The following is a 19,549-nucleotide window of genomic DNA, read 5'->3' as shown; positions in this document are numbered from 1 at the left end:
AAACCAAGGCAGTTTTTGCCTTGGTTATGAGCTGAATGGGTTATTCAGTAGAGGAGGTCGAGGGCAATTAAGGTTTCAGCGCGAGCACTCTATCAATGTCTGCCGCGCTGTGGCGTTCAGGCACTTGCTCCCACTCTTCACCCCATGCACGGTTAACGATGCGGCCACGCTGCACCGCTTCTCGCGCTTCAATCTCTTTCGCCCAGCGTTTGACGTGTTGATAACTGTCGACGTCTAAGAACTCTGCGGCATTGTAGGCGTGACCTAACACCAGATTGCCGTACCACGGCCAGGTGGCGATGTCGGCGATACTGTACTCTTCACCACCGAGGTAGGTGTGCTTCGCCAGTTCTTTGTCGAGTACGTCGAGCTGACGCTTGGCTTCCATCGCAAATCGGTTGATCGGGTACTCGAATTTCTCTGGTGCATACGCATAGAAGTGACCAAAGCCGCCTCCCAGATAAGGCGCAGAGCCTTGCAGCCAAAATAGCCAGTTCATCACTTGAGTTCGCGCCGCATGATCTTTAGGTAGGAAATGACCAAACTTTTCCGCAAGGTAAAGCAGGATGTGGCCAGATTCAAAGACGTTGATGGGCGTTTCACCAGAACGGTCCACTAAGGCCGGAATTTTTGAGTTCGGGTTGATTTCGACAAAGCCAGAACCAAACTGATCACCGTCACCAATTTTGATCAAGTAAGCGTCGTACTCCGCCTCTTTGACACCGAGTGCAAGCAGTTCTTCGAGTAAGATGGTGACCTTCTGTCCGTTTGGCGTTGCCAGAGAATGCAGTTGTAGCGGATGCTCGCCAACGGGTAGGGCTTGTTCGTGGCGCGCGCCTGAGTCTGGTCGATTGATGCTGGCCCATTGACCGCCATTGCCTTCTTCCATTGTCCAAACTTTAGGTGGTACGTATTGGTTAGTCATTCTAATTCCTTATCCAACGTTGCTTTGTGCCCTAACATCATAGGGCATACTTCACACGTTGGGGTGGCAAGAGAAAATTAAAAGGCTATCGGACCAATTTGATAGAACCTTGAGTTATGACGCAGAGTGCTTTGGCATATCGGCGGATGCGTTAGGCGAGATAATCAGTAATAGGCACGACAACACTCGTCAGAGGCAGGGCACTATCTTGAGCACATTTCAGCCTTCTTATTTGCAAGCGCTCGGTGCTGCGCCTTCAAACAGGATCACAAAATCCGATCATTTTACACAGCAGATAGGAAAATCAATGGAGCAAAAAGAGGGAACTGCTACAGTGAAACTGCGGTCAAATTGAACAGCTGTTTGACCACAGTTAGCTAGGGAGTCATACCATGGATGAGATGATTAGAAAGGCGCGCCAAAAGCGTCGTAAACACCAGCAGCAAGTTAAACCATTGAACTTGCAACAGAAAAAGTACAGTGAACTGATTTTGGTCGATTTCGATGAACCCTCGGCGCCGCATATTAACCGCCGCACCGAGAGCAAAATCTATTCATAGTGCCTAGGTGTTAGGCCACCATTGTTTCCGTTTTCAAGCGCGCCAGCGCATCCGATAACGAAGACTCGACGTAGTGGCCTAATGCCAATACTTCCTCACAAGGCGCGACCAAATCAGGGATCTGAAACGTCGTCATATTGGCGGCCATGGAGCTGCGCACACCATTGTTCGAATCCTCAAACGCCACACATTGCGCGGCCTCAACGCCGAGCCTTTGAGCGGCGAGTAAATAAATCTCTGGGTCAGGTTTGCCTTGGGTCACTTCACAGCCGCACGTTAGAGAATCAAAGTATTGATCCAATCCCGCCAGTTTTAATTTCACCGTGGCAACCTCTCGTTGTGATGAGGTGGCAACAGCGGTTGGGATCTTGTTCGCCTTTAACCACTTTAGCAGATCAAGCACGCCTTCTTTGACCGGAATGGCTTGATGATTAACGATGGCTTTGTAGTTTTTACGCCATTCTGCATCGAGCTTATCGAGATCGTCGTGGTACACCTTACGAAATGTCTTATCAATGCTGACCGCGTTTTGGCCAATGATGGAGAGGTAGACATCAGGGTAGAACGGAAGGTTAACGTTGGCGCAGGCTTGTTCAAACACCTGCATACAGAGGCGCTCGGTATCGAGTAATAGGCCATCCATATCAAAAATTGCGGCTTGGAAATTCATAGTAGGGCGTTCATTGTGTGACGTTGAAAGCGGTCATTCTGACATAGATGAATGGCTCAGTCCAAGTGGCATAAATTGAATATTTGCTTGAGATAAGAGGGGTAGAAAATATAAAAACCATCGATGATTGAAATAATCAAAAGTATCAATAACTCATTGAATAATATGGATTAACAACTCTATTTCAATTGAAATATTTGTTTACACCTTTGCTTAATTTACCTAATAAAAAATGATCTCGATTAAATAAACGGTGTAATTTTAACCGTATGGTGAGCGCGGTAAAGTCAACCCTATAAGGAAAATAGAATGAAAACGCTTATCGCTCTGACACTTGGCGCTGCACTGTCAGCACCCGCTCTCGCCGATCACAACATGATCAATGGTATGGATTTTGGCCCGTTGGCGAAATTGGTCGGAACTTGGAAATCGGTTGATGCGGGTGGTGTGGATATCGCTCCGGGCCAAGAGGCTTCTTCGGTCGGTAAAGGCGGCCCAGCCGTGACGCCATTTTACGAAGTGATGACCTTTGAAGTGGCCGCCGATGCGACTAACGCCAGCGATCAATACTTGGTTGCGCTTTACTACAAGCAAGAGGTTTTTCGTAAAGCGGACCACTCAAAATTCCATGATCAGCGCGGTTACCTGATTTATGATCAAGAGAACCAGATGGTGTATAACTCCTTCTGCGTTCCACGTACCACCTGTGTCACCGCAGAGGGTGCCGCAGGGGACACGATGACACTCACCGCCGCGAAACGTGGTATTGCTGAATCGGAATACATGACTGATAACGCCACGACGACCGATTTCACGATGAATCTTTCCATCAGTGAGCAGCAACTGACTTACTCACAAACGACAACGTTGGATATTTATGGTAAACCGTTCGCACACACCGACAGCAGCACGCTAGTCAAACAGTAACATCGAACGCTTGGTCCGGTCAGAAGTGTGACAAAAAGGGCGATTTAGCCCTTTTTTGCTATCCATAACTTGGTTAATCTACTTTGTCGAAACAAACGCGGAATTGTAAAGGATTAACGATGAAACTCTCTGCCATGATTGCAACGCTTGTCTTACTTCTCGCTGGTTGTTCCAATACCTGGGAAGGAGTGAAAGAAGACTCCTCCAAAGTATGGAAGGACACCAAAGAAGCGATTCACGAAGCGACAGAATAACCAAAGAAAACGCCGCCCTTTTAGTGACTAAAAGGGGCGGCGTTTTGATATCTAACGGTGCTAACGCCTACGGTTTAACCATATTGCGCTTCTAACTGCTCCGCTTTATTGAACTTGTCGTGAGTCGCAAGTTGCTTGGCGTAGGTAGCGATATGAGGGTAGCGCTCCAGTAGTCCGAACTTGGTTAAGATTTCCACGATGAAAGACATCATGATATCCGCACCGGTGAGGGTGTCGGCGACCAAGTAACGTTTACCGTCTAAACGTTGATTGACGTAACTCATCACCTTATCTAACTCAAGATCGGCGTACCCGGCAAGGAAGTTGGTCTGCGCACCATCTTTGGCGACAAACATTTTCAGAAGCAAGGGCAGCGCCGCTGAGCTTTCCGCAAAATGCAGCCATTGCAGGTAATCGACATAGTCATCGCTGTCTGATTTGGGCGCGAGATGTGGTCCGTAACGTTGGATCAGGTACTCTGTAATGGCCCCAGATTCAGCGATCACCACTCCTTTGTCTTCAATGACGGGCGATTTACCCAAAGGGTGAACACTTTTGAGTTCAGGTGGCGCGAGAAACGTGACGTTATCACGTTGATAAGGCACGATTTTATACTCAAGATTCAGCTCTTCTAGTAGCCAAATGATGCGCTTAGAGCGCGATTGGTTTAGGTGGTGCAGCGTAATCATGACGACTCCTTATACCGGCTCGTTGGTTTTAACGACCAGCTTACCGAAGTTTTTCCCTTCGAGTAGGCCAATAAAGGCATCAGGCGCGTTGTCTAGCCCTTCTACCATGTGCTCTTTGTAGTGAATCTTACCTTCTGCCAGCCAACGATTCATATCTTGAGCGAACTCACCATAACGGTGACCGTAATCATCAAAAATGATGAAGCCTTGCATCTTGATGCGTTTAACGAGCAATTGCCCCATCAACATCGACAGGCGATCTGGCCCTTGTGGCAAAGAGGTGGCGTTGTACTGTGAGATAAGGCCACACAATGGTACGCGCGCGCCAGTGTTGAGCAATGGCATAACAGCGTCAAACACTTTACCGCCAACGTTTTCAAAGTAGATATCAATGCCTTTTGAACAATGCGTGGCGAGTTGCTCAGCGAAGTCGTCCGCTTTATGGTCGATGCACGCATCAAAGCCAAGCTGCTCCACCGCATAACGGCATTTTTCTTCTCCGCCGGCTACACCGACAACGTAACAACCTTTCAATTTACCGATTTGGCCAACCATAGAACCGACCGCGCCAGTGGCGGCAGCCACGACCAGCGTGTCGCCTTCTTTTGGGGCGCCAATATCAAGTAGGCCCATGTAAGCGGTAAAGCCAGGCATGCCCATTACGCCGAGCGCATAGGAAGGGTGCGCCGGGTTTTGGCCCATGTTGATTAGGCCTTCGCCATTTGACAGTGCGTAATCTTGCCATCCGCTGTAGGCCAGCACCCAATCACCGTTTTTAAACTGATCGTGGCGAGATTCGATGACCTGACACACGGTACTTGCGACCATGGTGTCACCGATAGCAACCGGGTCTGCGTAGGATTTTGCATCACTCATCCGCCCGCGCATGTACGGGTCAAGGGAGAGATAAACACTGCGCAACAGGACTTCGCCCTCTGCTGGGCTTGGAATGTCCGTTGTCTCTAGACGAAAATTATCCGCAGTGGGGGCGCCATTGGGGCGAGATGCAAGCACTACGCGTCGGTTAATGGAATCTGACATGATGTTCTCCTGTGTAGACATGACATAAAGTACGTCTTAGTTATGTTATTAGACCAGTCGTCTAGTTATGTGGCCAAAAAATCCCGCTACCAGCATAGTCGATAACGGGGGAGCAAAGTGTGATGAGCCAGCGCTACTTGACGGCTGGATTACCCAGCAAGGCTTTGGAGCTAAGTAAACACAGCTCAAGATGGGTTTCATCTTGCACAAGCTTGTTGAGCAAACTCGCACCTAACCATTGTTGATATAACTGCGTGGCCGTGGCATGTGCGTTGACTACCTGGACTGAGCCATCGTCAATGCCCACTTCAATACAGCGAGCAAGGCTTTCGATCACCATTTCTGCGCCTTTGGCGAGCGATTGACGCATCGGCTCGGATAAATCGGCGACTTCGGCACTCAACTTGACCACAAGACAGCGGTTTGCATTGCAGGTGCCTGAATCTTTCTCCAGCCAGCGAGAGAAGTAGTGAACGAGTCTTTCAAAACCGTTCAGATCGGTCTGAGTTAATATCGCGTTGCTGCGCGCCATGTACTCACGAATGTATTCGCTAATTAGCGCCTCGCCAAACTGCTCTTTCGATTTGAAATAGTGATAAAAAGAGCCTTTCGGCACTTGGGCGGTGCTCAGCAGTTCAGACAACCCCACGGCGGTAAAGCCCTTATTGACCACCAACTGATAGCCAATATTGAGAATGTGCTGACGAGTATCTTGTGTTTTTGCGTTCATGGCCGCTACTATAGTGTAAAACTAGACCAGTCGTCTAGTGCGTCAATCAATGAGCTGCTCATGCAGTGGGACAAGGAACAGTATGGACATCAGTGTTCGCTCATACACCAAACAAAAACGCGGTCATTGGCACACTTATCATCAATTGGTTCTGCCGCTAAGCGGAGCGATTGATATTGAGCTTGAAGACTATCGCGGAAAGGTTTCGCCGGGAGAGTGTGTGGTGGTGAAGAAAACACTTGAGCACATCTTCCGAGCCGATGAAGCCGCCCGTTTTTTAGTCGTGGATAGCGACACGTTGCCAGAGCCCTTACTGACTGCCAAGATGCCGGTGTTCTCAATCTCGACACCACTTCAGCACTACATTGAGTTTCTCGCAGCGCAACTGGAGCAGGCTGTTGATACGCCTTTGGAAAGTCAAGCATTTGAACTGTTTACATCGCTGCTAGCACGACAAGAAATGCAGCGCAGTGGGGATGCCCGAATTCAGAGGGTGAAAGCGCACATCAGTGCTCATATCGATGCGCCGATGGGCATTGAATCTCTCAGTCGCATCGCCTGTTTGAGTGCGACACAATTTAAATCGCAATTCAAAAAGCACACCGGACAAACCGTTCACGCGTATATCACGGCAGAGCGTATGTCACGAGCTCATGCACTATTGACTCACACCGACTTAAGTATTGCTCGAATTGCAGAGCAGTGTGGTTATCAAGACGCGTCGGCATTCTCGCGGCGATTTCAGGTGCACTTTTCACTGTCACCGAAGCAAGTACGTCATCTCTAACAGCGCCATAATCATCAGAATAACCGAATAAACCGTCCTTTCTGCACATTGGATATCTTAGGCTTGCCGTAAGCTAAATGGAGTATTTCTGGCTTGGATTAGGCAATGTCTGCTCACGTTTCTTCTTCACAATGGCAATCTATTGGTGCCATCCTATTCGCTTCCTTACTTTGGGGAACCACTGGCAGCGCTGCGGCGCTCGCTCCGACCATTCACCCGTTAGCGATCGGTGCCTTTGCGATGGGATTGGGCGGATTACTTCTGGCGCTTATCGCTGTTCCCACACTCATAAAAGACTTGGCAATTTTGCGCCAACATGTTGGTACGCTGATTTTGGGCGCGTTGGCTTTAACCTTGTATCCATTGGCGTTTTATACCTCGATGCGGTGGTCAGGTGTTGCGATAGGGACGGTGGTTTCTATTGCCACTGCGCCACTGTTTACCGTCTGTTTTGAGCGTCTTTTTGGCACGGTTAAAGCGCTATCGACACAATGGCTAATCAGTTTCGCTTTTGGGGCGATTGGGGTCATGCTGTTAACCCTAACCAAAGGTGATGGCGTGAACACCTTGGGCAATGGGCGTTTTACATTCGGTGTTGTGTTGGGGTTAGTGGCAGCGGCGAGTTATGCCGGTTATTCACTGGCAGCCAAGCAGCTTATTACCTTGGGTGTACGATCCCAAAGTGCGATGGGGGCGATTTTCGGCCTTGGTGCATGTTTGTTGCTGCCTACGCTATTTTGGACGGGAAGTGCCCTGTTTGCATCAGGAATCAACAGCGCTGTCGCTCTCTATATGGCTTTGATCCCGATGTTTGTCGGCTACCTGTTGTTTGGTTTGGGCTTGCGCAGTGTCGAAGTGCGCACGGCGACATTACTCACTCTGTTTGAGCCTTTGGTGGCGGCTCTGCTGGCTGTGATGTTTCTAGGTGAGAGGCTCAGCATTCAAGGCTGGGTCGGACTAGGGTTGATCAGTGCGTGCCTACTGATTCAGACACGCACAGGGCGAGTGAAAAAGGCTATGCCACTCGCTCAAAACGAATCATAAACAGTTGATTCAGATCGGGGTAGATGTCACGAATCAAGGTTTTCAGCTCAGGCAACGGTAGGTGCTCTTGCTCTGCGTGAAATTCGTTGATGTCGTCGTAGCGCAGTGGCTCCACAGAAAGAATGCGGATGGTGCAAACGCTCTGCTGCGTCTCGAGTGTCAACACCTCGACCTCAGTGCCAGGCACATAATGGGATTCAGCTTCATCTCGAATCGTGATGGTCTTTTTCCCTTGTGCCACCAGCGGTGTCAAGAACTCGAAAAACGTCATCTTGGTAGGATGACTGATGGCTGGGTGACTCATGACTCTTCCTTAGGTTGACGTTTATGTTTCGGCACATAGTTGAGGATCGAAATCGGCACCGGCTTGCGTGGCTCAAAGCCTTCCACTTCGCGTCGTTCAATCAAGTGACCTAAGCGGCTCTCAATCATGCACAGGTTCTTAAAGTTATCTTTAGAGACAAACGAGATCGCCTCACCTTGGGCATCGGCGCGACCGGTTCGGCCAATGCGATGGACGTACTCATCGGCAGGGAAAGGCAGGTCGTAGTTAATCACCCGTGTCAGCCCTTCAATATCGATCCCGCGTGCGCCCACGCCAGTAGCGATCATGTAACGGATTTTACCGGCTTTGAAATCCGCTAATAGCTGCTTTCTTATCGATTGACTACGACCACTATGAAACGCTTCAGCGTCAATGCCGCGTTTGGCCAATTGATCGGCGAGTTTAGCCGCGCCATGTTTGGTCTCAATAAAAATCAGCGCTTGGTCCCAGTCGTTCTCTTTGATGAGATGGCTCAACAGGGCCGATTTTTTGTCTTTATCAACGGTAATCAGCCACTGCTCAATGTTCTTTTTCGATGCCTGATTGGCGGCAATACTGATTTCAAACGGATCGTGAACCGCCGTCTTGGCAAGCTCTCGGACTTTGTTGGATAGGGTCGCTGAAAACAAGAGATGCTGAATATCGGTTGGCAGTCGGTCGAGAATTTTGTTCAGATCGTCAATAAAGCCCATGTCTAACATGCGATCCGCTTCATCCAGCACCAACACTTCGACCTCTTCAAAATAGGCGGCGCGCTGGCCATATAAATCGAGTAAGCGCCCCGGTGTGGCCACCACAATGTCAACGCCTTCGATCAACGCCTGCTTTTGCGCTTTATCATCCACACCACCAAACAGGGCGACAGAGGTGAGCGGCATGTGGCGACTGTAGTGGCGGATTTTTTCATCAATCTGCTCGGCCAACTCGCGGGTTGGCGCCAGAATTAACGCACGAAAACGTTTTTTACGCTGAGTCTCTCCTTGGGCGAGTCGCTCCAAAATTGGCCAGACAAAACTGGCGGTTTTACCTGTACCGGTCTGAGCCGCGGCGATTAAATCGTCGCCACGTAAAATGACAGGGACAGCTTTGGTTTGAATTTGGGTCGGTTTACTGTAGCCCAGTTCGTCAATTGCACGAACCAACGGCTCGCTGAGGCCAAGGTGAGAAAACGCCATGATGATACTCTGTAGTTGTGGGTGGCTACCGCACAGGGCAACCTAAATGCTGAGGCGGATTGTAACATGAATACGCCACGAGACGACCTATTCGGCCGTGTCGATGTGAGTGATAATCTCGGTGGTGACGGAGTTGGCGATAAAGCAGTGTTGGTGCGCTAAGTGGTGCAATTTTTCCAGCTGTTGACGAGTGGGCCGTTTCTCACCGGTGAAGATCACACGAGGAGAGAGAATCACTTGCGTCACTGAGCTATAGCCTTGGCTGTTTTCCTCCAGTTTTCCCACCGCTGCATCGCGGTAATGGTCAACGACGAAACGTTGTTTGGCCGCAATGCCAAGAAACGTCAGCATATGACAACTGGAGATAGCGGCAATAAAGGCTTCTTCAGGATCGACGTTGGCTTCTGTCGAATAGGGTAAAGGGACAACGTGAGGTGAGGAGGACGCGTCAATCACAGCGCCGCCATCAAAATGCCATTGATGACTGCGATGGTACTGATTGTCACTAAATGGTTCATCGGGTGCTCTTTGCCATTCCACCGTCGCGATATGCTTAGCCATTGGGTCTCTCATCCATGTGGGTGAATCTTGCTGTTAGGTTAACAGAGTTTCCTTGTTGAATCAGAGCGATATATGTCACACCTCGTTGGTTGTGCTGTGCAGCGAAACAGTAACCCGCGTAAAGTGACAGCAAATCACCGACTTTTGGCTAGGAGTCATCATGAACAAAACCGAAAAACAAAAAATGCTCGCTGGTGAGCCGTACAATGCGTGGGACGAGACACTCTACCAAGAGCGCATCCGTTGTAGAGAGCACTTACTCAAGCTCAACAACACGATTCCCAACAGCCCAGAATGGCGCGAGGCGATCGACAGCTTGCTGCCTGATGCGGGAGAGGCCTATTTAGAGCCGCCGTTTCGTTGTGATTACGGCAGTAATATTCATGTGGGTAAAAACTTCTACGCTAACTTTAACTGCGTGATTTTGGATGTGGCGCCGGTGTACATTGGCGATAATGTGTTGCTCGCCCCCAATGTTCAGCTTTACACCGCAGGTCACCCGTTGGATGTCAAAGGGCGTGTCGAAGAGGGCGTTGAGTTTGGTACCACGATAACCATTGGTGATAACGTCTGGCTAGGCGGTGGTGTGATTGTTTGCCCAGGAGTCACCATTGGTGATAACACGGTTATCGGGGCGGGCAGTGTTGTGACGAAAGATGTTCCGGCGAATGTGGTTGCCGCTGGTAACCCGTGCCGCGTGATTCGCGAGATTGAGCAGCGCTAGTTAGCCATGATCTCGAAGCGTCGGGGGAACCACGGAGAGCGTGGCGCTCTTCCCGGCGCTCATTTCTTCTGCTTGTTGGTAGAGAATGCGGCTGATGGCCTCTGCGTAAACAGGTTTCGAATAAAGATACCCTTGGCCGAGTTCACACTGCTCGCTGAGTAAGTAGCGTGCTTGCAGCGCGGTTTCTATGCCTTCAGCCACCACTTTGATATTCATCTGCTGAGCCATTGAAATCACGGCCGAGCACAACGCGCGATCATTCTCATCCTCTTCAATATCAGACACAAAGCTGCGGTCGATTTTCAAACCATCGACGTTGAACTCTCTTAGATAGGCGAGCGACGCGTAACCTGTCCCAAAGTCATCCAACCATACTTCAATACCCAATTGGCGGATTTTATCCAGCGTTGTTTTGGCTTTGTCCATGTCGAGCATTAAGGCGGTTTCCGTCACCTCGACGTGCAGGTGCGAAGCATGAAGTTGATGTTTGTCGACCAACTCAGCTAGGCGTGCGGCAATATCTTGGTTGTAAATCTGTTTGGCTGAGAGGTTAATCGCAACATGAAAATTATCCGTGTGCGGCAACTGATGCCACTTGTTCAGTGCCAGACACACTTCTTCCATAATCCACTGGCCGAGGGGTAGAATCAGCCCAGTGGATTCCGCGACGGGGATAAACTCGCTTGGCGCGATTAACCCTCTGGCTGGGTGATTCCAGCGAATCAGCGCTTCAACGCCGATGACTCGACCTGTTTGCATATTTACTTTCGGCTGGTAGTGGATTTCAAACTGAGAAAAGTCGATGATTGCCGTCCGCAACTCTCGTTCAATCACGCCGCGATTGAGTACTTGATATTCCATCTCTGCGGTGAAATGGCAGTAACGCCCTTTGCCTTGCGTTTTGGCGGCGTACATCGCGATGTCGGCGTTTTTGACCAACTCCTCGGCGCTTTGGCCGTTGGCAGGGAAGAGGGCAATACCAACACTTGCTCCAACTACCACGGATTCGTTGACCCCTTGGAGTAATATCGGTTCTTCAAACAGGTGTACCAGGCGCTGCGCGATGTCACCGGCTGCGTGTTGATCAATGTGAGGAATACAGAGTAAAAACTCGTCCCCGCCGACGCGGGCAATTAGGCTATTTTCTTTGGCGTGACGACTGAGTAGATTCGCGACAAAATCGCTGTGACGTAAGTTCTCGCTAATTTTACTCGCGACGCTGCATAATAACTCATCGCCCGCTTGATGGCCCAAGTTGTCGTTGATGCGTTTAAATTCATCCAAGTCGAGGAAAAGAATCGCGAACGTCAGGGGCTTCACGCGGTGCTGCTCCAACAACCCCTCTAAAAAGCCCAAAAACTGGGTGCGATTGGGTAGTTTTGTCAGTGGATCGTTGTAAGCTAAAAATTGAATGGCATCACTGCGTTCTTTGAGATTATTGTCCATTTCATTAAAGGCTTTGGCTAGCTCACCAAGCTCATCACCACGCTCAATGTTATTCAGATTTTGATAGTGACCCCGGCTGATACGCTGAGAGTGACGCACCAGTTTTGTGATGGGTTTGATTAAGGTGTTGGCCATGACAATTGAAATCACAAAACTGACGAGGCACATCACCGCAGTGACCACCACAATTAAAAAGGTGCTGTGCTCTGTGCTGGCTTGGTTAATTTGTTGAATGATCTCTTGGTTTTCAGCGATGTCACGTTGTATTGCGGTCAATGAGTACACCATCATCACACCGCCAAGTAGCTCCTGATTAAGAATCAGTGGGCGGGCGATAACGAGTCTATTCCTTTCATGGCGCAGATACTCCATCTGTTTGCCAAGCGTCGTTTGTTCGACATTGGTATCATTCAGGGGCATGCCATAGGCGTCGCCTTCTCGACTGCCTCTGTGAATGACGGTACCATTGAAATCATACACTTTGACTTCGAGCGTAGAGACGTTTTGCAGCGTCGGTTCCAAAATCCGCTCAATCCCATCCAAATCGTAAAAGTACATAGGGTTAAGCAGCGCTTCAGTGAGATAGCTCATGGTCTGTTCGGCTTGGCTTTTTGCATAGCCGATAAAACGCTGCGCCATGTGCTGTCCGTTTTCTTCTAGTACCTTGGCATTATAATGGCTGTTGATGAGCCATTGAGAGAGTACAAAGCTCCCTAGTGTGAGAATCACGGCGAGCATATTACCCACGACCAGTTTACTCTTGAGTTTCATCCTATTGCCTCGTAATGCTGGTCACTAACGACCTAGATATTGGTCGACGAGGGCTTTCTGTTGCAAAGACCAGACGATGCTCTGTTCTATGTCGTCGGTAATGGGGTCAAACTTTGCTGTCTCCTTGTATTTTTTGAGTGGCAGCGCGGCGCTAGGGTCTTGGTCTGCCAAGAACAGGACTTGGCTTATCGCTTGTTTGAGAACAGGATCCATATCGGGTCGAACGAGCATAAACGCACGCGGCACAGAGGGGCTCGTGTAGATGACGCGCAACTGCTCTTTGATTGGTGCAGGAATTTCTTTCTCCCAGTCGATATCACTGAACGCCGCCGCGGACACGATTTTACGATGTACCCAACTCATCATATTGGACTCACCACCCGCAGATGAGAACTCATCGGAAAAGAAGTAGCCAATTTTATCTGTAGGCGGCAGATCGCGCGGTGAAGTCACTTCATGCAGCGGATAGCCTTGTTCTATGAGCGCAGAGATAGGAATTAGAAATGCGCTGGTGGAGTTACGATCCTCAAAGACAATCACTTTGCCCACCAAATCATCCAAGGTATGGATGTCGGAGTCTTGATGAACGAAAAACAGCGAGGCGTAGTTGGCCACCCCGTTTTTCCAGCGACGCGCAATCATTTCAGCATGGCTGTACTTAATGAGATCGTCTGAGGCATACACCGTCTCTGACACGATATCCACTTGGCCGCTTTTGACCCAATTGGATAGCTGAAGGTTGGTTTTGGCCACCACGACTTTGGCTTGCACAATACCGTGTTGATGGAGGTTCGCCGCTAAGTAATCGGCAAAGGGCTGCGCACGTTTAAAGGCTTTCTTCGGGTTCGAGCTAAGCGTGCCAAGAATAAGGGTTTGCTCACGCGTAATCTCAGGTGATTCGCTCGCGAATACGCGAGGTAAACTCAACAGCAACGCGACGGACAAGGCGGTAAGGGCAATGTTAATCCAGTGGCGTGGTGTCATAACTCTCCCCTTATTTGAAGAAGATACACGTAACTGTCTGCGCAGTGTTTTAAACAAATGAACAACTGACTTAATAAATTAAGTCTAGTGTGACTCCTAATATTGAGCAATATGAATGATAAATTGCTCATCAAGCTTGAGCGAAAGTTCACGGTTTACAATGTAAATGCTAGGAAGAAAAAGGCTTCTCATGCCGAGAAGCCAGTTCAATGAGTTTATAGAGTGGGGTGAAGGCCGCAGAATGCTTAACGCTCGTCTAGCCACGTTTGCAAATCGAACGTGCGTATATTGCCCGCATCCTCAAGGTGAATCTGCGCTCTGCGAGTTGCCAAATCAAGTTGCAGCGTTGCGTGACTGTCTAAATGAACCCATTCCATCGTAAGGCTTGAACCCTCGCCAGCCACGCTAAAACTACCATCAAACGCGGCGCTGCGATTACGCAATCGAATCAGTTCACACAAGGCGTTGACGACAGGCTTACCTCGTTCAGCGGCTAGCTGCGCTGGTGTGAGGTAAGGGCGATTGATGTCTCGACCCACTTGAGTACGATGGAGCAGGGCCATGTCGTTGTGCATCGCCAACAAACCGCCGTAGTAGACTTGAGGAACGCCGGGGCTGAAGAACTGAATGGCTCTCGCCACCAAATAATCAAAATCGCATCGTCCTAGTGCGTCATAGTAGCTACAATTGACTTGATAGAGATCGAGGTTATTCGCTGCGCTACCTGTTGCCTGCAGACTCTCTCCTTGGCTCTTTTGATGAATGGTCTCGACGAGCCGATCGATTTGTTCGGCGTTGAGTAACCCCGGTTTGTCACCTTCAGGACCAGCGTCGATGATGCCGATGCCATCGTGTGTATCGAGCACGGTTAAACAGTTTCGTGGCGCGATCGTCAGCCACTTGACCAACGCCTCGACATTATGGCTGTAGAGGGTGTGTAGGACCAGTGGCGGCAGGGCGAAGTCGTAGACACGATTGACTTTGCTCGCCACGTCAATTTGGGTTTTATAGTGGCTATGAATTTCCGCCACGGTCTCCATGCCAAGTGCGTTGGCGCGCTTGGATAAGGCATCGATAAACGCAAAGGTATCCTCAATCATAAAACAGGAGGTGCCCGCGCGTTTAATCGCATAGCCTGCAGCGTCAAGGCGAATGATTTTTACACCGTTATCAGCAAATAGGGTTAGTACGCGCTCAAGGTATGCTTGACCCGCTTGCGTTTCCACATTGATGTCGATTTGGTTGTCAGTGAAAGTGGTCCAAAAGTTGACGGATTCGCCGCTGGCGAGGTTTTTTGCGCTAAAACAACTGCCCGGACGAGGGCGATAGATCCGCTTAGCTTGCTCTTCACTGATGCCATTGGGAAACAGATCGCGCTCTTTAAGAAACATCGACCAATACTCAGAGGCTTCGCCTTTCTCCAGCACATCCAAAAACTCGGGTGATTGGCCAGAGGCATGGTTGACGATAAGGTCGGCCATGATTTCAACGTCTTTGCCAAGTGCGTTGAGATCGGGCCAATCGCCAAGCCTTGGGTCGATTTGAGCATGGTCAATGGGATCAAATCCCGCGTCGCTACCATCAATTGGGTAATAGAACGGCAAAATATGCACGCCGCCAAAGAGGTCGCTCAACGTGTTGCTGAGTGTGTTGCGCAGCGCATGAAGACCGCCACCCGTTAGGCGGTCTGTGTACGTGATTAACTGAACTTGGTTTTTCATCGGATTCTCTTTTTTACGCTCTCTTGTCCAAACTCTCTTGTTCAAACAGGGTGAGCGATAGACACACTACAGATGTTTCAGTGAGATACCTTGTTGGTTGAACAAGTGAATCTTATCGGGCTCGGCCGTCAGTTTAATTTGCTCGCCTTTGTGATAGTCGAGAATACCCGGCAGTTTCGCGACGATGGACTCATCATGATTGGGCAGCTGAATGTGCAGCAGCGTGACTTCACCGAGCGATTCGACAAACAGCACCGTGCCCGTCATCAGTTCTTGCCCCTCTGCGGCGACGCGACAATCTTCTGGACGAATGCCCATTTGCAAGGTGTCACCAACTAATGCGCTCTGCGCTGCGATCGGGACGGTAATGGTGAGGCCGCTTTCGGCTTTGATTTGAGACTCGCTGCCTGCCGCTTCGAGAGTGACTGGGCTGATGTTCATCGCAGGTGAGCCAATAAAGCGCGCAACAAACACGTTCGCTGGATTGGTGTAGAGTTCCAGTGGGGTGCCGACCTGTTCAATCTTGCCTGCTGACAGTACCACAATGCGATCAGCGAGCGTCATGGCCTCGACCTGATCGTGCGTCACGTAGATCATCGTGGTTTGCTTGAGCTCCTCTTTTAAGTTGGCGATCTCAATACGAGTTTGTACCCGCAGCGCCGCATCGAGGTTAGAGAGTGGCTCATCAAAAAGGAAGACTTTTGGTTGGCGTACAATCGCGCGGCCAATCGCTACTCGCTGTCTTTGCCCACCGGACAGCGCTTTCGGTAAACGGTCGAGGTAAGGTTCTAGTTGCAGCATGCGCGCGGCTTCCATTACTCGCTCATGGATCGCTTCTTTTGACTCTTTCGCGATGCGCATCGCAAACGCCATGTTGTCGTAAACCGTCATATGCGGGTAGAGAGCGTAGGTTTGAAACACCATCGCAATACCGCGCATCGCCGCAGGCAAATCGTTAACTTTCGCCCCTTCAATAAACAAATCACCAGAGGTGATCTCTTCCAACCCCGCAATCATGCGCAGCAAGGTGGATTTACCACAGCCTGATGGCCCGACAAAGACGATAAATTCGCCTTGATCAATCTCCAAATCGACACCGTGAATGACTTGGGTGTCACCGTAGGCTTTTTTTACGTTGGTCAGTGTTAATCCTGTCATTATCAATTCTCTTCAATCCTTGGCTGGTTATTTCACAGAGCCAGAAAGCAATCCGCGCACTAAGTAGCGCTGCAAGGCAAAAAATACGGTCAGTGGTACAGCAATTGAGACAAAGGCTGAGGCCGTGAGGATCTCCCAGTTACCGCCACGAGAGCCGAGCAGTTCGCGTAAGCGGGCGGTGAGCACCATGTGCTCTTCTCCTGTGCCTAAGAAAACTGTCGCGACCAGTAAGTCATTCCATACCCAAAGGAATTGAAAAATGCCGAAAGAGGCAAGGGCAGGGAAGGAGAGTGGCAGTACGATGCGCATAAAGATCTCAAAGTCTGTCGCACCGTCGACCTTGGCGGACTCAATGATCTCCCTTGGTAGGCTAGAGATGTAGTTGCGCAGCAGATAAATCGCCAGTGGCAGACCAAAGCCGGTGTGGGCAAGCCAGATACCGAGATAGGTTTTCGCGCCCACGCCAAAGAAGGCACCAATGTCGTTGTAGAGACGCAGCAACGGGATCAGTGACATCTGCAATGGCACCACAAGCAAGCCAACGACCATAGCAATCAGCAGGTTGCGACCGGGCATCTTCATCCAAGAGAGCGCATACGCAGCGTACGCAGCGATCAAAATCGGGATGATGGTAGCGGGAATCGTCACGGTGAGTGAGTTAATGAATGAGCGTCCAATCCCCTCTGCGGTCAGTACCTCGCGGTAGTTATCTAAGCCAAACTTGGGCGGCACGACGGCGGTATAGAAAATACGTTTGCCACGTGAGCCTTTGAACGGCTCGTTTGAGACCATTTCATAGTGACCATCCTCAGTGACGGTCAATGTCCCGTCGTTCATCTCGGCCACGTCGCCGGGTTGGTAAGCGGTCGGCTCTCTTGAGGAGAAACCAAATGCTTTAATATCAACAGGCTCACCATCAAGCAGCAGTTGCCCGGCAAGCACATACTGATCGCCCCGTTGAATTTGCGTGTCTGGATCGCCGGTGCGATCAACGAGATTTTGTTCGGATGCGGTAAGGGATGTCCACCAACCACTCAGGGCAAGCTGATCTTTATCTCGGAATGAGGAGATAAACAGGCCTGCGGTCGGCAGTGTCCAAAGAATCACGATGACGAGCACCGAAAGGTGGACAAGAAAGGTCAGCGGTGAGCGCCTAAGTTTACTCAGGCCGAACTTGGCTTGGCTCACATTGGGTGCTGTAGTTTGAGGCTGAGACATTAACGATCCTCCATTTGAGCGCTGGCTTGGCGCATGTTCCACACCATAACAGGAACAACCGCGACCATGATCACCACGGCAATCGCCGCGCCGCGGCCAAAGTCACCGCCACCTCTAAACATCCAGTCGAACATCATGTTCGCCAGCACCTGTGTACTCCATTGACCGTTGGTCATGGCAAGGACGATATCGAACACTTTCAGCACTAAGATGGTGATGGTGGTCCAGACCACAGCAATGGTGCCCCAAATCTGTGGAATGAGTATTTTGAAGAAGATTTGCACGCCATTGGCCCCATCAAGGACCGCCGCTTCCACCGTCTCTTCGGGAATACCGCGCAGCGCGGCTGAGAGAATCACCATCGCAAAGCCGGTTTGAATCCAAATTAAGATCACCATCAAAAAGAAATTATTCCAAAAAGGGAGGGTAATCCATGCTTGCGCCGTACCGCCGAACAGTTCGACGATGGCGTTTAAAATACCGATTTGTTCTGAGCCTGACGCACGATAGTCATAAACGAACTTCCAGATGATCGACGCACCGATAAAGGAGATGGCCATCGGCATAAAAATCAAGCTTTTGGCAATATTGCCCCAGCTGACTTTATCGGTCAGCGCCGCGATCACCAAGCCAAAGAAGGTCGAGGCAGCCGGTACGACCAATAGCCACAACAGATTGTTGAACAAGGATTCACGAAACTCTGGGTCGTTAAACAGCCAGGTGTAGTTACTCAAGCCTACAAACTCAAAGCCGTTTCGATCGTGCAGTGATAACACCACAGATTCAAAAACGGGATAAATAAGGTAGAGGCCCAAAAACGCCAACGCTGGGCCAAGAAAGAGCCAAGGGCGAATCGCTGCGGCGCGACGCAGGTTTTGCGCCATAGTCTGATTGGAAACCCGACGAGTCGGGAAGATCACGCTAAGTAACCAGTTGGTGCCGACAAAGTAGACCACGCAACTGGCGACGCCTAGCGCCATGATAAATAAAGAGGAATAGAGTTGCTCCATCACGACCTCAACTTGGAACCCATACCGACAGAAAACGCTTAGCAGACTGTCGAGGGTTGAACATCAATACGGCAGTCTCATCAGCGGGCTACATTAGGTAGCCCGCATGGGATGAGATGAACTATTTGAGCGCATCCCAGGTTTTTTGGATGTCGTTGGCGACATCTTGCGCCGATTTCCCGCCGCTGTAGTCGACCATGCCTGTCCAGAATGCGCCTGCGCCGATTTTACCTGGCATCAAGTCAGAGCCGTCAAAGCGGAAGGTTGTGGCTTGAAGTAAGATCTCACCTTGTTTTTTCAAGGTGTCGTTGCCGTACGCATCCACGTTAGCGCCTTTGTGCGGTGTTAAGAAACCAGACTGAGCCATCCAAATTTCATGCGCAATCGGCGATTGGAGGAACTCCATGAACGCGCGAGCCGCTTTGGAATCTTTGGTGATGCTCCACATGGTGCCGGCACCCAGTACCGGTTTACCTAAGTCTTTCGACTCATAAGCAGGGAAGTAAAAGAAGTCCGCATCCGCGCCCAGTTCCGTTCCTTCAGGGAAGAAGCTTGGAATGAATGACGCTTGACGGTGCATGTAACATTTGGCCGGAGAGGTAAAGAGACCTTTTGGTGAATCCCTAAAGTCAGTCGCAGCGACCGCACGCGCGCCGCCATCTACGTAGGCGTCGTTACGAACAAACCAGCCGAACTCTTCAATTGCGCCGACCACTTTCGCGTCGTTGAATTTCAGCTCGTTGCTAACCCATTTGTCGTAATCTGCGGGAGATTGGGTGCGCAGCATCATGTCTTCTACCCAGTCAGTGGCTGGCCAGCCGGTTGCGCC

At 50.2% G+C, this 19,549-nt stretch carries 21 protein-coding genes; 6 read left to right on the top strand and 15 right to left on the bottom strand.

All coding sequences use genetic code 11. The features are described from left to right. Positions 1-67 precede the first annotated feature (67 nt). Positions 68-925: a glutathione-dependent disulfide-bond oxidoreductase gene (gene yghU, locus AC6R10_RS04020; protein WP_487901562.1), complete on the bottom strand. Its 858-nt coding sequence runs from the start codon at positions 923-925 to the stop codon at positions 68-70. A gap of 392 nt (positions 926-1,317) precedes the next feature. Here yghU and AC6R10_RS04015 point away from each other — a divergent pair, with 392 nt between their 5' ends. Then, positions 1,318-1,485, top strand: a complete 168-nt coding sequence (locus tag AC6R10_RS04015) for a hypothetical protein (protein WP_500671529.1) — start codon at positions 1,318-1,320, stop codon at positions 1,483-1,485. Between the two features lie 10 nt (positions 1,486-1,495). On the opposite strand, the gene AC6R10_RS04010 is transcribed toward AC6R10_RS04015, so the two are convergent. Next, positions 1,496-2,155 carry an HAD family hydrolase gene (locus tag AC6R10_RS04010; protein WP_487901560.1) on the bottom strand — a complete coding sequence of 220 codons (660 nt, stop codon included), beginning with the start codon at positions 2,153-2,155 and terminating at the stop codon, positions 1,496-1,498. Positions 2,156-2,464: 309 nt separating this feature from the next. Between AC6R10_RS04010 and AC6R10_RS04005 the strand changes: the two genes are divergently transcribed. After that, entirely contained in the window at positions 2,465-3,082 is a 618-nt protein-coding gene (locus AC6R10_RS04005) for a heme-binding beta-barrel domain-containing protein (RefSeq protein ID WP_500671528.1), read from the top strand. 119 nt (positions 3,083-3,201) lie between these two features. Further along, entirely contained in the window at positions 3,202-3,336 is a 135-nt protein-coding gene (locus AC6R10_RS04000; RefSeq protein ID WP_334551715.1) for an entericidin EcnAB, read from the top strand. 74 nt (positions 3,337-3,410) lie between these two features. Here AC6R10_RS04000 and AC6R10_RS03995 read toward each other — a convergent pair whose 3' ends face one another. The 3 genes from AC6R10_RS03995 to AC6R10_RS03985 form a co-directional block, all read right to left on the bottom strand. Further along, positions 3,411-4,025, bottom strand: coding sequence for a glutathione S-transferase family protein (locus tag AC6R10_RS03995; RefSeq protein ID WP_500671527.1), 615 nt, complete (start codon positions 4,023-4,025; stop codon positions 3,411-3,413). 9 nt (positions 4,026-4,034) lie between these two features. Next, the gene (gene curA / locus AC6R10_RS03990; protein ID WP_500671526.1) at positions 4,035-5,066 is read right to left on the bottom strand and encodes an NADPH-dependent curcumin/dihydrocurcumin reductase; all 1,032 of its coding nucleotides are present in this window, start codon (positions 5,064-5,066) and stop codon (positions 4,035-4,037) included. Between the two features lie 133 nt (positions 5,067-5,199). Next, positions 5,200-5,796 (bottom strand): TetR/AcrR family transcriptional regulator, encoded by a 597-nt coding sequence (locus AC6R10_RS03985; protein ID WP_334551718.1) that lies wholly within the window; start codon positions 5,794-5,796, stop codon positions 5,200-5,202. 82 nt (positions 5,797-5,878) lie between these two features. Here AC6R10_RS03985 and AC6R10_RS03980 point away from each other — a divergent pair, with 82 nt between their 5' ends. Together AC6R10_RS03980 and AC6R10_RS03975 are read left to right on the top strand one after the other, a co-directional pair. Further along, entirely contained in the window at positions 5,879-6,583 is a 705-nt protein-coding gene (locus tag AC6R10_RS03980; protein WP_500671525.1) for a helix-turn-helix domain-containing protein, read from the top strand. 105 nt (positions 6,584-6,688) lie between these two features. Continuing rightward, on the top strand, positions 6,689-7,627 hold the full coding sequence (locus AC6R10_RS03975) for a DMT family transporter (protein WP_500671524.1): 939 nt from the start codon (positions 6,689-6,691) through the stop codon (positions 7,625-7,627). Here AC6R10_RS03975 and yqfB read toward each other — a convergent pair. From yqfB to AC6R10_RS03960, 3 genes are all read right to left on the bottom strand, one after another. Next, complete coding sequence (gene yqfB / locus AC6R10_RS03970) at positions 7,599-7,931, bottom strand: N(4)-acetylcytidine aminohydrolase (protein ID WP_500671523.1); 333 nt, start codon at positions 7,929-7,931, stop codon at positions 7,599-7,601. The genes AC6R10_RS03975 and yqfB overlap by 29 nt on opposite strands. Beyond that, complete coding sequence (locus AC6R10_RS03965) at positions 7,928-9,127, bottom strand: DEAD/DEAH box helicase (RefSeq protein ID WP_500671522.1); 1,200 nt, start codon at positions 9,125-9,127, stop codon at positions 7,928-7,930. The genes yqfB and AC6R10_RS03965 overlap by 4 nt, the downstream gene beginning before the upstream one ends. Positions 9,128-9,214: 87 nt before the next feature. Further along, the gene (locus AC6R10_RS03960) at positions 9,215-9,688 is read right to left on the bottom strand and encodes an OsmC family protein (protein WP_500671521.1); all 474 of its coding nucleotides are present in this window, start codon (positions 9,686-9,688) and stop codon (positions 9,215-9,217) included. Between the two features lie 160 nt (positions 9,689-9,848). Here AC6R10_RS03960 and AC6R10_RS03955 point away from each other — a divergent pair, with 160 nt between their 5' ends. Continuing rightward, complete coding sequence (locus AC6R10_RS03955) at positions 9,849-10,412, top strand: sugar O-acetyltransferase (protein ID WP_487901550.1); 564 nt, start codon at positions 9,849-9,851, stop codon at positions 10,410-10,412. On the opposite strand, the gene AC6R10_RS03950 is transcribed toward AC6R10_RS03955, so the two are convergent. The 7 genes from AC6R10_RS03950 to AC6R10_RS03920 all read right to left on the bottom strand — a co-directional run. Beyond that, positions 10,413-12,629: a putative bifunctional diguanylate cyclase/phosphodiesterase gene (locus AC6R10_RS03950; RefSeq protein WP_500671520.1), complete on the bottom strand. Its 2,217-nt coding sequence runs from the start codon at positions 12,627-12,629 to the stop codon at positions 10,413-10,415. Between the two features lie 24 nt (positions 12,630-12,653). Continuing rightward, positions 12,654-13,613 (bottom strand): phosphate/phosphite/phosphonate ABC transporter substrate-binding protein, encoded by a 960-nt coding sequence (locus AC6R10_RS03945; RefSeq protein WP_500671519.1) that lies wholly within the window; start codon positions 13,611-13,613, stop codon positions 12,654-12,656. A 245-nt stretch (positions 13,614-13,858) separates the two neighbouring features. Continuing rightward, positions 13,859-15,334 carry a sucrose phosphorylase gene (gene gtfA / locus AC6R10_RS03940; RefSeq protein WP_500671518.1) on the bottom strand — a complete coding sequence of 492 codons (1,476 nt, stop codon included), beginning with the start codon at positions 15,332-15,334 and terminating at the stop codon, positions 13,859-13,861. A 66-nt stretch (positions 15,335-15,400) separates the two neighbouring features. Beyond that, positions 15,401-16,492, bottom strand: a complete 1,092-nt coding sequence (locus tag AC6R10_RS03935) for an ABC transporter ATP-binding protein (protein WP_500671517.1) — start codon at positions 16,490-16,492, stop codon at positions 15,401-15,403. A 27-nt stretch (positions 16,493-16,519) separates the two neighbouring features. Beyond that, positions 16,520-17,710, bottom strand: a complete 1,191-nt coding sequence (locus tag AC6R10_RS03930) for a carbohydrate ABC transporter permease (RefSeq protein WP_500671516.1) — start codon at positions 17,708-17,710, stop codon at positions 16,520-16,522. Beyond that, positions 17,710-18,720, bottom strand: a complete 1,011-nt coding sequence (locus tag AC6R10_RS03925; RefSeq protein ID WP_487903479.1) for a carbohydrate ABC transporter permease — start codon at positions 18,718-18,720, stop codon at positions 17,710-17,712. The genes AC6R10_RS03930 and AC6R10_RS03925 overlap by 1 nt, the downstream gene beginning before the upstream one ends. Positions 18,721-18,841: 121 nt before the next feature. Continuing rightward, on the bottom strand, positions 18,842-19,549 hold a 708-nt coding region (locus AC6R10_RS03920; protein WP_500671515.1), incomplete at its 5' end, for a type 2 periplasmic-binding domain-containing protein.

It is taken from the genome of Vibrio sp. R12-SG2-ISO1, assembly GCF_059834045.1.
This window is presented reverse-complemented; position numbering and strand designations above follow the sequence as displayed.

Bases quoted from the DNA above. Each gene is read 5' to 3' on its own strand.
- yqfB (WP_500671523.1), bottom strand. From the start codon at position 7,931: ATGAGTCACCCAGCCATCAGTCATCCTACCAAGATGACGTTTTTCGAG.
- AC6R10_RS03955 (WP_487901550.1), top strand. From the start codon at position 9,849: ATGAACAAAACCGAAAAACAAAAAATGCTCGCTGGTGAGCCGTACAAT.
- AC6R10_RS03960 (WP_500671521.1), bottom strand. From the start codon at position 9,688: ATGGCTAAGCATATCGCGACGGTGGAATGGCAAAGAGCACCCGATGAA.
- AC6R10_RS03925 (WP_487903479.1), bottom strand. From the start codon at position 18,720: ATGGAGCAACTCTATTCCTCTTTATTTATCATGGCGCTAGGCGTCGCC.
- AC6R10_RS03980 (WP_500671525.1), top strand. From the start codon at position 5,879: ATGGACATCAGTGTTCGCTCATACACCAAACAAAAACGCGGTCATTGG.
- AC6R10_RS03935 (WP_500671517.1), bottom strand. From the start codon at position 16,492: ATGACAGGATTAACACTGACCAACGTAAAAAAAGCCTACGGTGACACC.
- AC6R10_RS04010 (WP_487901560.1), bottom strand. From the start codon at position 2,155: ATGAATTTCCAAGCCGCAATTTTTGATATGGATGGCCTATTACTCGAT.
- AC6R10_RS04005 (WP_500671528.1), top strand. From the start codon at position 2,465: ATGAAAACGCTTATCGCTCTGACACTTGGCGCTGCACTGTCAGCACCC.
- AC6R10_RS03985 (WP_334551718.1), bottom strand. From the start codon at position 5,796: ATGAACGCAAAAACACAAGATACTCGTCAGCACATTCTCAATATTGGC.
- curA (WP_500671526.1), bottom strand. From the start codon at position 5,066: ATGTCAGATTCCATTAACCGACGCGTAGTGCTTGCATCTCGCCCCAAT.
- AC6R10_RS03945 (WP_500671519.1), bottom strand. From the start codon at position 13,613: ATGACACCACGCCACTGGATTAACATTGCCCTTACCGCCTTGTCCGTC.
- gtfA (WP_500671518.1), bottom strand. From the start codon at position 15,334: ATGAAAAACCAAGTTCAGTTAATCACGTACACAGACCGCCTAACGGGT.
- AC6R10_RS03975 (WP_500671524.1), top strand. From the start codon at position 6,689: ATGTCTGCTCACGTTTCTTCTTCACAATGGCAATCTATTGGTGCCATC.
- AC6R10_RS03930 (WP_500671516.1), bottom strand. From the start codon at position 17,710: ATGTCTCAGCCTCAAACTACAGCACCCAATGTGAGCCAAGCCAAGTTC.
- AC6R10_RS03950 (WP_500671520.1), bottom strand. From the start codon at position 12,629: ATGAAACTCAAGAGTAAACTGGTCGTGGGTAATATGCTCGCCGTGATT.
- AC6R10_RS03995 (WP_500671527.1), bottom strand. From the start codon at position 4,025: ATGATTACGCTGCACCACCTAAACCAATCGCGCTCTAAGCGCATCATT.
- AC6R10_RS04000 (WP_334551715.1), top strand. From the start codon at position 3,202: ATGAAACTCTCTGCCATGATTGCAACGCTTGTCTTACTTCTCGCTGGT.
- yghU (WP_487901562.1), bottom strand. From the start codon at position 925: ATGACTAACCAATACGTACCACCTAAAGTTTGGACAATGGAAGAAGGC.
- AC6R10_RS03965 (WP_500671522.1), bottom strand. From the start codon at position 9,127: ATGGCGTTTTCTCACCTTGGCCTCAGCGAGCCGTTGGTTCGTGCAATT.
- AC6R10_RS04015 (WP_500671529.1), top strand. From the start codon at position 1,318: ATGGATGAGATGATTAGAAAGGCGCGCCAAAAGCGTCGTAAACACCAG.